At 58.5% G+C, this 12,976-nt stretch carries 20 protein-coding genes; all 20 read left to right on the plus strand.

Annotated elements, in window-relative coordinates:
- Window positions 1–10 precede the first annotated feature (10 nt).
- The 20 genes from rplV (at window position 11) to CVS28_RS14840 (ending at window position 12,973) form a co-directional block, all read left to right on the plus strand.
- Window positions 11–376, plus strand: coding sequence for a 50S ribosomal protein L22 (gene rplV / locus CVS28_RS14745; protein WP_062286637.1), 366 nt, complete (start codon window positions 11–13; stop codon window positions 374–376).
- Entirely contained in the window at window positions 377–1,225 is an 849-nt protein-coding gene (gene rpsC, locus CVS28_RS14750) for a 30S ribosomal protein S3 (protein ID WP_103464863.1), read from the plus strand.
- Window positions 1,226–1,642: a 50S ribosomal protein L16 gene (gene rplP, locus CVS28_RS14755; RefSeq protein ID WP_062286639.1), complete on the plus strand. Its 417-nt coding sequence runs from the start codon at window positions 1,226–1,228 to the stop codon at window positions 1,640–1,642.
- A 2-nt stretch (window positions 1,643–1,644) separates the two neighbouring features.
- Window positions 1,645–1,968 carry a 50S ribosomal protein L29 gene (gene rpmC / locus CVS28_RS14760; RefSeq protein WP_103464862.1) on the plus strand — a complete coding sequence of 108 codons (324 nt, stop codon included), beginning with the start codon at window positions 1,645–1,647 and terminating at the stop codon, window positions 1,966–1,968.
- A complete protein-coding gene (gene rpsQ, locus CVS28_RS14765; RefSeq protein WP_103464861.1) occupies window positions 1,965–2,261 on the plus strand; it encodes a 30S ribosomal protein S17 in 297 nt (98 codons plus the stop codon). Before rpmC ends, rpsQ begins: the two co-directional genes overlap by 4 nt.
- A gap of 595 nt (window positions 2,262–2,856) precedes the next feature.
- Entirely contained in the window at window positions 2,857–3,225 is a 369-nt protein-coding gene (gene rplN, locus CVS28_RS14770) for a 50S ribosomal protein L14 (RefSeq protein WP_062286641.1), read from the plus strand.
- Between the two features lie 3 nt (window positions 3,226–3,228).
- Complete coding sequence (rplX, locus tag CVS28_RS14775; RefSeq protein ID WP_103464860.1) at window positions 3,229–3,591, plus strand: 50S ribosomal protein L24; 363 nt, start codon at window positions 3,229–3,231, stop codon at window positions 3,589–3,591.
- Window positions 3,588–4,172 carry a 50S ribosomal protein L5 gene (gene rplE, locus CVS28_RS14780; RefSeq protein ID WP_103464859.1) on the plus strand — a complete coding sequence of 195 codons (585 nt, stop codon included), beginning with the start codon at window positions 3,588–3,590 and terminating at the stop codon, window positions 4,170–4,172. Before rplX ends, rplE begins: the two co-directional genes overlap by 4 nt.
- A 103-nt stretch (window positions 4,173–4,275) precedes the next feature.
- The gene (rpsH, locus tag CVS28_RS14785) at window positions 4,276–4,674 is read left to right on the plus strand and encodes a 30S ribosomal protein S8 (protein ID WP_103464858.1); all 399 of its coding nucleotides are present in this window, start codon (window positions 4,276–4,278) and stop codon (window positions 4,672–4,674) included.
- Window positions 4,675–4,697: 23 nt separating this feature from the next.
- The gene (gene rplF, locus CVS28_RS14790) at window positions 4,698–5,234 is read left to right on the plus strand and encodes a 50S ribosomal protein L6 (protein WP_103464857.1); all 537 of its coding nucleotides are present in this window, start codon (window positions 4,698–4,700) and stop codon (window positions 5,232–5,234) included.
- A gap of 2 nt (window positions 5,235–5,236) precedes the next feature.
- Window positions 5,237–5,608, plus strand: coding sequence for a 50S ribosomal protein L18 (gene rplR / locus CVS28_RS14795; protein ID WP_103464856.1), 372 nt, complete (start codon window positions 5,237–5,239; stop codon window positions 5,606–5,608).
- Window positions 5,605–6,315 carry a 30S ribosomal protein S5 gene (gene rpsE / locus CVS28_RS14800; RefSeq protein WP_103464855.1) on the plus strand — a complete coding sequence of 237 codons (711 nt, stop codon included), beginning with the start codon at window positions 5,605–5,607 and terminating at the stop codon, window positions 6,313–6,315. The genes rplR and rpsE overlap by 4 nt, the downstream gene beginning before the upstream one ends.
- A complete protein-coding gene (gene rpmD, locus CVS28_RS14805; protein ID WP_103464854.1) occupies window positions 6,315–6,527 on the plus strand; it encodes a 50S ribosomal protein L30 in 213 nt (70 codons plus the stop codon). The genes rpsE and rpmD overlap by 1 nt, the downstream gene beginning before the upstream one ends.
- 1 nt (window position 6,528) lies before the next feature.
- The gene (gene rplO, locus CVS28_RS14810; RefSeq protein ID WP_103464853.1) at window positions 6,529–7,008 is read left to right on the plus strand and encodes a 50S ribosomal protein L15; all 480 of its coding nucleotides are present in this window, start codon (window positions 6,529–6,531) and stop codon (window positions 7,006–7,008) included.
- Between the two features lie 222 nt (window positions 7,009–7,230).
- Window positions 7,231–8,556, plus strand: coding sequence for a preprotein translocase subunit SecY (gene secY / locus CVS28_RS14815; RefSeq protein WP_103464852.1), 1,326 nt, complete (start codon window positions 7,231–7,233; stop codon window positions 8,554–8,556).
- A 5-nt stretch (window positions 8,557–8,561) separates the two neighbouring features.
- Window positions 8,562–9,122 (plus strand): adenylate kinase, encoded by a 561-nt coding sequence (locus CVS28_RS14820; RefSeq protein ID WP_207767467.1) that lies wholly within the window; start codon window positions 8,562–8,564, stop codon window positions 9,120–9,122.
- A 110-nt stretch (window positions 9,123–9,232) separates the two neighbouring features.
- Complete coding sequence (gene map, locus CVS28_RS14825; RefSeq protein WP_103482008.1) at window positions 9,233–10,069, plus strand: type I methionyl aminopeptidase; 837 nt, start codon at window positions 9,233–9,235, stop codon at window positions 10,067–10,069.
- 249 nt (window positions 10,070–10,318) lie between these two features.
- Complete coding sequence (locus CVS28_RS14830) at window positions 10,319–11,089, plus strand: glycerophosphodiester phosphodiesterase (protein WP_103482009.1); 771 nt, start codon at window positions 10,319–10,321, stop codon at window positions 11,087–11,089.
- 34 nt (window positions 11,090–11,123) lie between these two features.
- Window positions 11,124–12,053 carry a carbohydrate ABC transporter permease gene (locus tag CVS28_RS14835; RefSeq protein WP_103482054.1) on the plus strand — a complete coding sequence of 310 codons (930 nt, stop codon included), beginning with the start codon at window positions 11,124–11,126 and terminating at the stop codon, window positions 12,051–12,053.
- Entirely contained in the window at window positions 12,053–12,973 is a 921-nt protein-coding gene (locus CVS28_RS14840) for a carbohydrate ABC transporter permease (RefSeq protein WP_103482010.1), read from the plus strand. Before CVS28_RS14835 ends, CVS28_RS14840 begins: the two co-directional genes overlap by 1 nt.
- The last annotated feature ends 3 nt before the right edge of the window (window positions 12,974–12,976 follow it).

Consider the following 12,976-nt stretch of genomic DNA (forward strand, 5'->3'; position numbering starts at 1 on the left):
AGAGATAGCAATGGAAGCCAAGGCAAGTGCGCGTCATCTGCGCGTTACGCCTATGAAGGCCCGGCGCGTCGTCAACCTGATTCGTGGCAAGCAGGCGAATGAGGCATTGGCGATTTTGAAGTTTGCCCCCCAGGCAGCTTCGGAGCCGGTATTCAAGGTAGTCCAGTCCGCAGTGGCTAACGCCCGCGTTCTGGCTGACCGCGACAGCATCGCGTTCAACGAAAATGATCTTTACATCAGCGAGATCTTCGTTGACGAGGGCCCGACCATGAAGCGGTTCCAACCGCGTGCTCAGGGTCGTGCGTTTGAGATCAAGAAGCGCACCAGCCACGTCACAGTGGTTGTCGCTACCCCCGTGAAAGAGGAGGCTCGCTAAGTGGGACAGAAAGTAAACCCGCACGGGTTCCGACTCGGTATCACCACGGACCACCGTTCACACTGGTTCGCGGACAGCAACAAGCCCGGCCAGCGTTACAAGGACTTCGTAAAAGAAGACATCCAGATCCGTGCACTCATGTCCACGGGCATGGATCGTGCCGGTATTTCCAAGGTTGAGATCGAGCGCACCCGTGACCGTGTACGTGTGGATATCCACACCGCACGCCCCGGTATTGTTATCGGTCGTCGTGGAGCAGAAGCAGACCGCATCCGCGGCGAGCTCGAAAAGCTCACCGGCAAGCAGGTTCAGCTGAACATCCTGGAAGTCAAGAACCCGGAAGCAGACGCTCAGCTCGTTGCCCAGGGCATCGCAGAGCAGCTGACTTCACGTGTGGCTTTCCGCCGCGCGATGAAGAAGGCAATGCAGTCCGCACAGCGCACTGGCAGCGTCAAGGGCATCCGTGTCGCTTGTGCCGGTCGCTTGGGTGGCGCTGAAATGTCCCGCACCGAGTTCTACCGCGAAGGTCGTGTGCCCCTGCACACCCTGCGTGCCAACATCGATTACGGCTTCTTCGAAGCCAAGACCGTGTTCGGCCGCATTGGTGTCAAGGTCTGGATCTACAAGGGCGATGTCACCAGCAAGGAACTGGCTGCTCAGGCAGCCGCTGCTCCTGCTCGTGGCCGTGGCCCGCGTCGTGACGGCGATGACCGCGGAACCCGCGGTCCCCGTGCCGGTGGCGACCGTCGTCGTAACGACCGTCCTGAGCGCACCGAGGCAGCTGCCGCGGTTGAGGCTCCTGTAGCTGCAGAGGTTGCAGCTCCGGCAGTAGAAGGAGGACAGGCTTAAATGCTTATCCCACGTCGAGTAAAGCACCGTAAGCAGCACCACCCGGGTCGTTCCGGTCAGGCTACTGGCGGCACCGTGGTTTCATTTGGTGAGTGGGGCATTCAGGCTCTCACGCCTGCATATGTAACCAACCGTCAGATCGAGTCCGCTCGTATCGCCATGACTCGTCACATCAAGCGTGGCGGTAAGGTGTGGATCAACATCTACCCCGACCGTCCCTTGACGAAGAAGCCTGCCGAAACCCGCATGGGTTCCGGTAAGGGTTCGCCCGAGTGGTGGATTGCGAATGTCAAGCCCGGACGCGTTCTCTTTGAACTCTCCGGTGTATCAGAAGAGGTAGCACGCGAGGCATTGCGCCTGGCAATCCACAAGCTGCCGTTGAAAGCGCGCATTGTGCGTCGCGAAGGTGGTGAGTAGAGATGTCAGTTGGTTCTAAGGAACTTGCCCCTGCACAGCTTGACGGATTCGATAACGCACGTCTTGTCGAAGAACTTCGTAAGGCTAAGGAAGAACTGTTCAACCTGCGTTTCCAGTCCGCTACAGGACAGCTGGAAAGCCACGGTCGTTTGCGCGTTGTAAAGCGCGACATCGCCCGTATCTACACAGTCATGCGTGAGCGCGAGCTGGGCATTCGCCCGGACGTGGTTGCTGCTGCACCCGTGGAGAAGGCCTCCAAGAAGGCTGACAAGGAAGCCAAAAAGGCCTCCAAGAAGGCTGAAACATCTGAGGAGGACGCCAAGTGAGCGATTCTGTAAACAACATTGAAGAAGGCGCGGATGCAGTTGTCCGCAACGAGCGTAAGAAGCTTCGCGGCTACGTCGTCTCCAACAAGATGGAAAAGACCATCGTTGTAGAGGTCGAAGACCGTGTGAAGCACGCCTTGTACGGCAAGGTTCTGCGTCGCAACAAGAAGATCAAGGCTCACGATGAAGAGAACAGCGCCGGCATCGGCGACCTGGTCATCATCTCCGAGACCCGCCCGCTCTCCGCAACCAAGCGTTTCCGCCTGGTTGAGATCGTAGAGAAGGCTAAGTAACTTAACTCACGCACTTGTGCGTGGTTGATTACTAAAACGTTGGGCCCGTTGCCACTTGTGGCGGCGGGCCCAACGTCGTTTAACCCCCAATGCTCGACGGCGGCTGAGACCTTGGCGGCTGGCCCGGCGGCGAAGCCGGCATTCTCTCGGCTGCTTTCCGACCTTCGGCCGCGGGCGGCCTCTGGTCTCCCTGACGCAGCCTACGAGAACACCAGCCCCGCCGCGGGCTCGGAACCTTGACTCAGCGAAGGTGCGGGGAGTGTGGGGGAGGTAACGCCTTTGGTGGGCTGGCAGCGTACCGTGAGGTTCCGCCGTCGTGCTAGGATTATTTATTGCTGCGCCTTTTCTGTGCCGCCGTTTTCGGCAGGCATGTCAGGTGCGCAAATACCTCGTAAATGCTCGTGCCCCTACAAACTGCCGTTCGATCCGTGGATTTATCCGTGCATCGGTACGGAAAGTGCAGTTGGCATGAGGTATTTAGGCGTGTTTTGGCAAAATCCAGGCACGTCAAGAGACATCCCGAACAATACGTTCCGCAAGGCTTATCCATAGATGGTTTATGGCCAAGAACCGGCGCGACGAACAGGAGACACTAGTGATTCAGCAGGAGTCGCGGCTTAAGGTCGCCGACAACACGGGTGCCAAGGAAATCTTGACAATCCGCGTTCTCGGTGGATCTGGGCGCCGCTACGCAGGCATTGGCGACACCATTGTCGCAACCGTCAAGGATGCAATCCCCGGCGGTAACGTAAAGAAGGGTGACGTCGTCAAGGCTGTCATCGTTCGTACCAAGAAGGAACGCCGCCGTGCGGATGGTTCCTACATCAAGTTCGATGAGAATGCAGCTGTCATTCTCAAAGCTGACGGGGACCCCCGCGGTACCCGTATCTTCGGCCCGGTTGGCCGTGAACTTCGTGACAAGAAGTTCATGAAGATCATCTCGTTGGCTCCGGAGGTGCTGTAACTCATGGCAAAAATCAAAAAGGGTGACCTGGTTCAGGTCATCACAGGCGCCAAGGCTGAGCGTGGCGGCGACCGTGGCAAGCAGGGCAAAGTCCTGAAGGTATACACCGAGACCAACCGCGTGTTGGTTGAGGGTATTAACCGTGTCACCAAGCACACCAAGGCCGGTCAGACCGAACGTGGCACCAACACTGGTGGCATCGAGAGCGTCGAGGCACCCATTCATATCTCCAACGTTGCCGTAGTGGACCCGTCCACGAAGAAGCCGACTCGCGTTGGCTACCGCATCGAAACCGTTGAGCGCGATGGCCGCGAACGTCAAGTACGTATCCGCGTTGCCAAGACCTCGGGGAAGGACCTGCCATGAGCTCGGTAGTTGCAGAGAACACTCCCACGATCATCCCCCGCTTGAAGACCCGCTACGCAGCGGAGATCAAGCCGGCTTTGGTCGAGGAATTCAAGTACGCGAACATCAACCAGGTTCCGCGCCTGGTCAAGGTTGTTGTCAACATGGGTGTTGGAGATGCCGCTAAGGACTCCAAGCTCATTGACCACGCCGTTCGCGACCTCACCGCCATCACCGGTCAGAAGCCTCAGGTAACTAAGGCTCGCAAGTCGATCGCACAGTTCAAGCTGCGCGAAGGCATGCCGATCGGTTGCCACGCTACCCTGCGTGGAGATCGCATGTGGGAATTCCTGGACCGTTTGGTCACACTTGCACTGCCCCGTATCCGCGACTTCCGCGGCCTCAGTGGCAAGCAGTTTGACGGCAACGGAAACTACACCTTCGGTTTGACCGAACAGGTTATGTTCCACGAGATCGACCAGGATTCCATTGACCGCCCCCGCGGTATGGACATCACCGTCGTGACCACAGCCAAGACCGATGACGAAGGCCGCGCGCTGCTTAAGGCGCTTGGCTTCCCGTTTAAATCCGAAGATAAATAATCTACGTAAAAGGTCCGTTCTGCGGGTATGAAGGGTTGGCATTTTTTGCCGCCGCTTCTAATCGCCGCGAAGGAAACCGTTACGAGGAAGGGCAAGCGCCCAAATGACAATGACAGATCCTGTCGCAGACATGCTTACGCGTCTGCGCAACGCAAACTCGGCACACCACGACACCGTGTCCATGCCGTTTAGCAAGCTCAAAGGCCACATCGCCGACATCCTCAAGGCGCAGGGTTACATTGCTGCCTGGAAGGTTGAAGACGCCGAAGTTGGCAAGAAGATGACCATCGACCTGAAGTACGGCCCCGCACGTGAGCGTTCAATCGCTGGCTTGCGCCGTATCTCCAAGCCCGGCCTGCGCGTTTACGCAAAGTCCACAAACCTCCCCAACGTGTTGGGTGGGTTGGGTGTCGCCATCCTGTCGACGTCTTCCGGTCTTTTGACCGACCGTCAGGCTGCCAAGAAGGGCGTGGGTGGGGAAGTCCTCGCCTACGTCTGGTAGTAGAGAGAGAAGGGAAAGAACTTATGTCACGTATTGGACGTCTCCCCATCTCCGTGCCTGCCGGCGTCGAGGTCAAGGTTGAAGATAACCTGGTTTCCGTCAAGGGCCCGAAGGGATCGCTGTCACACACTGTTGCCAGCCCCATCACGGTTGCACTCGAAGAGAACACCGTAACCGTTAGCCGCCCCAACGATGAGCGCGCTTCGCGTTCACTCCACGGTTTGACTCGCACCCTCATTGACAACCTGATCATCGGTGTCACTGCAGGCTACGAGAAGAAGCTGGAAATTGTTGGTACCGGTTACCGCGTTGTTGCCAAGGGCCAGAACCTGGAGTTCGCTCTGGGCTTCAGCCACCCGGTTGTCATTGAGGCACCCGAAGGCATCACACTGACTGTTGAGAGCCCCACTAAGCTCTCCGTGTCAGGCATTGACAAGCAGCAAGTGGGCGAAGTTGCTGCCAACATCCGCAAGCTGCGCAAGCCCGACCCGTACAAGGGTAAGGGCGTTCGCTACGCCGGCGAAATCATCCGCCGTAAAGTCGGAAAGGCTGGTAAGTAACCATGGCACTATCCATAAGAGGAAAGTCCAAGGCCGCTGCACGCGGTCGTCGCCACCTGCGCGTGCGCAAGCGCGTCAGTGGCTCCACTGTACGTCCGCGTCTGGTGGTCAACCGCTCTGCTCGTCACATGTTCGTTCAGGTCATCGATGACACTCAGGGTCTGACCCTGGTTTCGGCATCGACCCTTGAAGCTGACCTGCGTGCCTTTGACGGTGACAAGACCGCCAAGGCCAAGCGCATTGGTGAGCTCATTGCTGAGCGTGCCAAGGCTGCCGGTATCGAAGCTGTTGTCTTCGACCGTGGCGGTAACCGTTACCACGGTCGTGTTGCAGCTGTTGCTGACGGCGCACGTGAAGGCGGTCTGGCACTGTGACCGAAAACATTAACAAGGAGAACACTGTGTCAGAAGCAACTGCAACTGACGGTGCTGCTGCGAAGACTGAGACAGCTGCAGGCGCCGATGGCGCTCGTGGCCGTGGCGGTCGCGACGGCGCTCGTGGAGGCCGCGAAGGCGGTCGCGACGGTGGCCGTGGCCGCGGTCGCGACGGTGGCAAGGAAGCTGAGAAGAGTCAGTTCATCGAGCGCGTTGTCAACATCAACCGCGTTGCCAAGGTTGTCAAGGGTGGTCGTCGCTTCAGCTTCACCGCTCTGGTAATCGTCGGTGACGGCAACGGTATGGTTGGCGTCGGCTACGGCAAGGCCAAGGAAGTTCCCGCGGCCATCGCCAAGGGCGTTGAAGAAGCCAAGAAGTCCTTCTTCCGCGTTCCGATGATCGGCAAGACCATCCCGCACCGCGTACAGGGTGAGGCCGCCGCTGGCGTCGTCATGCTGCGCCCGGCTGCTGCTGGTACCGGTGTTATTGCCGGTGGCCCGGTCCGCGCCATCTTGGAATGCGTTGGCATCCACGACGTGCTGTCCAAGTCACTTGGTTCCTCAAACGCCATCAACATTGTTCACGCAACTGTTGCTGCATTGAAGGGCCTGGAAGACCCCAAGGCTGTTGCGGCTCGCCGCGGCTTGCCCTTGGACGAGGTTGCTCCGGCCATTCTCTTGCGCAACATGCAAAAGGCAGGTCTGTAATGACTACACCGAAGAACATTCAGGTTTCCGACGCAAAGCTGGAAATCACTCAGATCAGGGGCCTCGTTGGCGCCAAGCAGAACCAGAAGGACACCCTTCGCTCATTGGGTCTGAAGCGCATCGGTCACACCGTTGTTCGCTCAGCTGACGCAGTGACTGCTGGCATGGTCAACACGGTTCCGCACCTGATCAAGGTTGAGGAGACTAAGTAAAGTGGCTACTGACAAGACTGTAGAAACTGCTGAGAAGCAGAATGCGCTCAAGGTCCACCACCTGCGTCCCGCACCCGGCGCCAAGACGGCTAAAACCCGTGTTGGCCGTGGTGAAGGATCCAAGGGTAAGACTGCAGGTCGCGGTACCAAGGGTACCAAGGCTCGCTACCAGGTTAAGGCTGGCTTTGCCGGCGGCCAGTTGCCGCTGCACATGCGTTTGCCGAAGCTGCGTGGCTTCAAGAACCCGTTCCGCGTCGAGTTCCAGGTTGTAAACCTGGACAAGCTGAACGAGCTCTTCCCCGAAGGTGGCGTTGTCACCGTTGCAACATTGGTTGAGAAGGGTGCCGTTCGCAAGAACCAGCCCGTCAAGGTGCTGGGCACCGGCGAAATCACCGTCAAGGTTGATATCACCGCCCACGCGTTCTCCTCCAGCGCTGTTACAAAGATCGCTGCTGCAGGTGGAACCACCACCGAACTGTAAATAGTTCACAAATGCGCACATCTAACGATTAGACTCTTGGTGAGCGGAGCTCATGTTCCGCTCACCAGGGGTCTTTCGTTTTATGGATTCCGTGTTGGTTTGGCCGCGCCTTATGGGTCTGCTGTACCGTCACAGTTTCAATGCGAGCCAGATCACCCACTAGAATCTTTCCTTGGGCTTCATTCGAGAAGTCAACTCCATTACTACACATCAGGAGGACGCTTGCTTACCGCATTTGGCCGCGCCTTTCGCACGCCTGATCTGCGACGCAAGTTGTTGTTCACGCTGGGAATTCTTGCCATCTTCCGCTTGGGCGCTTTTATCCCCTCGCCTGGAATTGATTACCGAAATGTCCAACAGTGCGTGAATGCTGCTGACACAAGCCAGGGTATCTACCAGCTGGTTAACTTGTTCAGCGGCGGCGCCTTGCTTCAGGTTTCCATTTTCGCTTTGGGAATCATGCCCTACATCACCGCGAGCATTATTGTTCAGCTGTTGCGTGTGGTCATTCCCCGCTTCCAGGAACTGCACCTTGAAGGTGCCCAGGGCCAGGCGAAGATGACTCAGTACACGCGCTACCTGACTATCGCCTTGGGTCTGCTCAATGCCACCACCCTGATCACCCTTGCACGCTCGGGCCAGCTCTTTGCTGGCTGTGGCGCTGCAGGAACACCTGGCGCGTTGATCCCCAACGACAACCTGATCACCATCTTGTTGCTCATCATCACCCTGACAGCCGGTTCCGGCTTGATCATGTGGATGGGCGAGCTCGTCACCGAAAAGGGTGTCGGCAACGGCATGTCCTTGCTGATCTTCGTTGCCATCGCAGCAATGTTCCCCACCTCCTTGGGCGCCATCCTGAAGACCCAGGGCTGGGGCACCTTCCTGATCGTCATGGTCGTTGGCCTGCTGGTCATGGCCTTGGTTATCTTTGTTGAGCAGTCGCAGCGACGCATTCCCGTCCAGTACGCCAAGCGTATGGTGGGACGCCGCACCATGGGCGGCACCAGCACCTACATCCCCATCAAGGTCAACATGGCCGGTGTTATCCCGGTGATCTTTGCCTCCTCGATGCTGTACCTGCCGGCTTTGCTGGCACAGTTTGCCACACCGGCAGACGGCTCTGAAATTCCGGGCTGGGTTGAATGGATCAACAACTACCTCACACGTGGAGATCACCCGATCTACATGGCGCTGTACTTCCTGTTGACCATCGGCTTCACTTACTTCTACGTCGCGATCACCTTCAACCCCGAAGAGGTCTCCGACAACATGAAGAAGTACGGCGGATTCATCCCCGGTATTCGTGCAGGGCGTCCTACCCAGGACTACCTGCAGTACGTAATCTCGCGCATCACATTGCCGGGTGCGCTCTACTTGGCAATTGTTGCTCTGATCCCTCTCATCGCCTTGGTCATGATTGGGGCTAACCAGAACTTCCCGTTCGGTGGCACGTCTATTCTGATCGTGGTGGGTGTTGGGTTGGAGACTGTCAAGCAGATTGATGCGCAGCTCCAGCAGCGCCACTATGAAGGGTTATTGCGATGACAAGAATGCTGATCATTGGGCCTCCCGGTTCAGGCAAAGGCACACAGGCTGACCGGATCTGTTCGGAGCTGGGCATTGTTGCCATCTCCACAGGCGACATCTTCCGCGCCAACGTCAAGGGCGAAACTCCCTTGGGTCTGGAAGCAAAGAAGTACATCGACAACGGTGACTTTGTTCCGGACAGCGTGACCAACCGGATGGTGCGCGATCGGCTCGCCCAGAGCGATGTTGCGCAGGGCTTCTTGTTGGATGGCTACCCCCGCACCTCGCCCCAGGTGGACGAACTCGATGACATTCTGGCCGCGGCCGGTGTGAATCTTGATGTTGTGGTCCAGCTGACGGCCGACGACGAGGAACTCGTCAAGCGTCTGCTGGGACGGGCACTGGAAACCGGACGCACCGACGACAATGAAAAAGTCATCCGGCACCGCCTGGATCTTTACCGTGAACAGACTGAGGTTGTAGTGTCCCGCTATGCGGAGCGCGGCATTTTGGCCAAGGTTGACGGACTGGGTCCCATGGACGAAGTTACTGAGCGCATCATGGACGCCATCAAAAACGTCTAAGCAGAAAAATGTATTGTCAACGGCACCTCTCTGGTGCCGGGTTGTGAAGGAGGGCTCCTTCCCGCTTTACGGGGAGGAGCCCTCAATCGTTTTAGCGAAAGGGTTCTTTCATGGTGTTTGGCCAGCAAAGAATTGAATACAAGACCATCGACCAAATGCGCATCATGCGCCGCAGCGGGCTAATCCTTGATGGTGCACTCAACACCACCATTGCAGCCGTTGCGCCGGGTGTCACCACAGGCGAACTGGATGCCATCTTCGCGGCGGAACTGAAGAAGGCTGGAGCCACCTCCAACTTCCTGGGCTACCACGGCTTCCCCGCCTCCATCTGCACTTCGGTGAATGAAGAAGTGGTTCACGGCATTCCAGGCGCCCGGGTGTTGGAAGCTGGCGACATCATCTCCATTGATGGTGGCTCCATTGTGGAGGGCTGGCACTCAGACTCGGCCAGAACAACCATCGTGGGTGGTCCCAGCGCCGAGGATCCCGCGGATCGCCGCCTGAGCGACATTACGGAGGAAGCCATGTGGCGCGGTATCGCGGCCATGGCCAGTGCCAAGTACGTTGGCGACATTGGCGATGCCATTGACGAATACGTCACCTCCCAGCCCGGCAAAGAACTCGGCATCTTGGAAGACTATGTGGGCCACGGCATCGGCTCAGCCATGCACATGGCACCGGATGTGTTGAACTACGCGTCCAAGCACCGCGGCCCGAAGCTCAAGCCCGGCATGTGCCTGGCGCTGGAACCCATGCTGGTGCGTGGGGGACTGGAAACGCTGACCCTCGAAGACGACTGGACAGTTGTCACCACGGACAAGGCCCGCGCTGCGCACTGGGAACACTCAGTTGCCGTGCATAACAAGGGCATTTGGGTTCTGACGGCCGCCGACGGCGGAGCAGAGCGCCTGGCACAGTGGGGCGTCACCCCCGTCCCGCTGGACTAACGCCTCCAGCCACCCCTCCAAACTGACCCGCAGTAGTGGTCGAAAAATCAACGAATTTCGTGATTTTTCGACCACTACTGCGGGTTACTTTTGTTTGACGGAACAATTTGGGCTTAGTTTGTCTGCAGTCCACCTTGGCGCCACCGGAATTGATATTGCACTCCGTAGCTTGGTCAATGAAGCCGAAGGGGCCCGCGCCAATCCAGCGAAGGCTGCCCCTCAGACCACAAACTGCAGGAGTGCAAATCCATGTCCATCTATGCCCACCGAGGCGTTTCAGCGCATCTTCCGGAAAACACCCTGGCTGCCTTTTCCCGGGCCATTGAACTTGGTATTGACGGCATTGAATTGGACGTGCACCTGTCCGCAGACGGGATCCCCGTAGTGATCCATGACGACACGGCCGACCGCACTACCAACGGCACCGGAAACATCACTGACTTCACGGCGCATCAACTTGGCCTGCTCGACGCCGGTGCTGGGCAGTTCGTGCCCACCCTGGGACAAGTCCTCAACCTGGCTGCCGGCAAGTTGCGGGTAAACATCGAGCTCAAGGACTCCTTGTCGGCCGGCCCGGTTGCCGAGGTTGTTTCCGGGGTGCCGGGACTTGACTGGTTTGCTTCTTCGGCAGACTGGAACGCGCTGGCCGAATTGGTCCGCAAGTCTCCGGGAGCCAAGGTTTATCCGCTGTGTGTGGGCAGTTTTGACAAGATTGCGGCGCTCCTCCCAGAGGGCGTCGGCAAGGAAGAATTTGCGGGCAGAGACCTGGCGTCCGCCATTGAATTCGCACTTCTCCACGGCGGTGAAGGTGTGTCCATCTGGGAAGCTGGACTGGACCGGGACGACATCGAGCTGATTCACAGTGCCGGCCTGCAAGGTTGGGCATGGACCATCAACGACCCTCTCCGGGCCCAGGAATTGTTGGATATGGGTGCTGACGGCATCTGCACCGACGATCCAGAACTGATCCGCGGAGATCGAGCTGCCGTCCTGGACACCCCCGCCATGGCAGGGCGTTGACCGGGTGACACAGCTAGCAACCGTTGCAGACGCCATGCCACGGCCCACCCCGGGGGAGCAAGACCAGAACCCGGTGGTGCAGCGCAAGCGCCGCACGCCATGGAAATCGTGGCTGCTGTTCCTGCTCTTTGCCGGCCCCAACGTGGCCCTGCTAGTCATCTTTACCTACAAGCCGCTGGTGCAGTCCTTGCAATACTCGCTGTTGCAATGGAACATCGGCTCGGCCACCGCCCGCTTCATCGGGCTGGACAACTACGTCAATTGGTTCACGGATCCCGCAACCGCCAACGTGGTGCGGGTGACAGTCGTCTTCACACTGGTCACTGTTGTGGGCGGCATGGTCCTGGGCCTTTCCCTGGCGCTCCTGCTCAACAGAAAACTCCGGGGGACGGGCATGGCCCGCACGGTAGTCGTTGCGCCGTATGTCTTGTCCGGGGTCGCCGTCGGACTTCTCTGGCTGTTTGTCTTTGACCCGAACTTTGGTGTTCTCGGCGCCGTGCTGAAGTCCGTCGGGCTGGGTTCGCCGGACTGGTACAACGATCCGGCGTGGGCGCTGCCCATGATCATCGTCGTGTACCTGTGGAAAAACGTCGGCTATGTGGCCTTGATTTACCTCGCCGCCCTGCAGGCCGTGCCCAAGGACCTCATTGAAGCGGCAACGCTGGACGGGGCCGGGCCCTTCGCCAATTTCCGCAACGTGGTGCTGCCGCTGCTGGGGCCCACCACATTCTTCCTCTCTGTCACCACCTTGCTCAGTTCCCTGCAGTCCTTTGACATCATCCAGGCCATGACCAAGGGCGGGCCGCTGGAAGGCACCACCACCATGATGTATCAGATCTACCAGGAAGGATTTGCCACCGGCAGGGCCGGGTACTCCTCGGCGATCGCCACCGTCTTGTTCTTTGTCCTGCTGGTTGTCACGGCCGTGCAAATGTTGTTTATCCAAAAGAAGGTCCACTACTGATGAGCCTCGATGTGAGAAGGAAATCCCCTGTGCCGCGCGAAGACATGCTGCCGTGGACCGACGGCGAGGGCGCAGGGAAGCGGGCACAACAGCCGCCAAGGAAAGGACGGCCCCGGATCGGCGGCTACCTCCTGATGTTGCTTGCCGTTGCCGCAATGGTGCTGCCGTTGGTATGGATGCTGCTTGCCAGCTTCAAGCAACGCGACGAAATCTATACGGTTCCCATCCAATGGGTGCCGGAGTCTTTTGCCCTGTCCAACTATTTCGGTGCGCTGGCCGCCGTTCCCTTTGGCAACTTTTTCATCAACTCATTGATTACCACCGTTGTGGGCGCCACCCTGAAGATCACCTTGGGCCTGACCACCGCCTACGCCGTGGTGTTTCTGGAATTCCCGTTCAAGAAGTTTGTGTTCGGACTGGTGGTCTTTGCGCTTCTGGTTCCGCAACAGATCGTCATCATCCCCAACTACACCCTGATCTCCGACCTTGGCTGGATCAACACCTACCAAGGCCTGATCCTGCCCGGGCTCGCCAGCGCCTTTGGCACCTTCTTGTTCCGCCAGCACTTCCTGACCCTGCCGGTCTCCATCCTCGAAGCCGCCGCGCTCGACGGCGCCAGCCACTGGACCCGCCTGTGGCGTTTTGTGGTGCCGATCTCCGCACCCACCATCGCGGCGGTGGCCCTGGTTTCAATCGTGTCCGAATGGAACGAATACCTTTGGCCGCTGCTGGTGGTGGACAAGGCGGAAATGATGACACTTCCCGTGGGTCTGACCCTCTTGCAAAACAACGACGGCGTCACGAACTGGGGTGTGCTCATGGCCGGAACTGTGCTCATCACGGTTCCCGTGCTCATCGTCTTCTTCTTGCTGCAGCGCCGGATCGTCACAGGCCTCACCTCCGGTGCCGTGACCGGCTAAGGC

Origin of the sequence: Arthrobacter glacialis, from assembly GCF_002909415.1 — a bacterium.
In the GTDB taxonomy this organism is placed as follows: domain Bacteria; phylum Actinomycetota; class Actinomycetes; order Actinomycetales; family Micrococcaceae; genus Specibacter; species Specibacter glacialis.

Excerpts from the sequence above, each read along its gene's own strand:
- rplV (WP_062286637.1), top strand. The coding sequence starts at position 11 with ATGGAAGCCAAGGCAAGTGCGCGTCATCTGCGCGTTACGCCTATGAAG.
- rplP (WP_062286639.1), top strand. The coding sequence starts at position 1,226 with ATGCTTATCCCACGTCGAGTAAAGCACCGTAAGCAGCACCACCCGGGT.
- rpmC (WP_103464862.1), top strand. The coding sequence starts at position 1,645 with ATGTCAGTTGGTTCTAAGGAACTTGCCCCTGCACAGCTTGACGGATTC.
- rplX (WP_103464860.1), top strand. The coding sequence starts at position 3,229 with ATGGCAAAAATCAAAAAGGGTGACCTGGTTCAGGTCATCACAGGCGCC.
- rplE (WP_103464859.1), top strand. The coding sequence starts at position 3,588 with ATGAGCTCGGTAGTTGCAGAGAACACTCCCACGATCATCCCCCGCTTG.
- rpsH (WP_103464858.1), top strand. The coding sequence starts at position 4,276 with ATGACAATGACAGATCCTGTCGCAGACATGCTTACGCGTCTGCGCAAC.
- rplF (WP_103464857.1), top strand. The coding sequence starts at position 4,698 with ATGTCACGTATTGGACGTCTCCCCATCTCCGTGCCTGCCGGCGTCGAG.
- rplR (WP_103464856.1), top strand. The coding sequence starts at position 5,237 with ATGGCACTATCCATAAGAGGAAAGTCCAAGGCCGCTGCACGCGGTCGT.
- rpmD (WP_103464854.1), top strand. The coding sequence starts at position 6,315 with ATGACTACACCGAAGAACATTCAGGTTTCCGACGCAAAGCTGGAAATC.
- CVS28_RS14820 (WP_207767467.1), top strand. The coding sequence starts at position 8,562 with ATGCTGATCATTGGGCCTCCCGGTTCAGGCAAAGGCACACAGGCTGAC.
- map (WP_103482008.1), top strand. The coding sequence starts at position 9,233 with ATGGTGTTTGGCCAGCAAAGAATTGAATACAAGACCATCGACCAAATG.
- CVS28_RS14830 (WP_103482009.1), top strand. The coding sequence starts at position 10,319 with ATGTCCATCTATGCCCACCGAGGCGTTTCAGCGCATCTTCCGGAAAAC.
- CVS28_RS14835 (WP_103482054.1), top strand. The coding sequence starts at position 11,124 with ATGCCACGGCCCACCCCGGGGGAGCAAGACCAGAACCCGGTGGTGCAG.
- CVS28_RS14840 (WP_103482010.1), top strand. The coding sequence starts at position 12,053 with ATGAGCCTCGATGTGAGAAGGAAATCCCCTGTGCCGCGCGAAGACATG.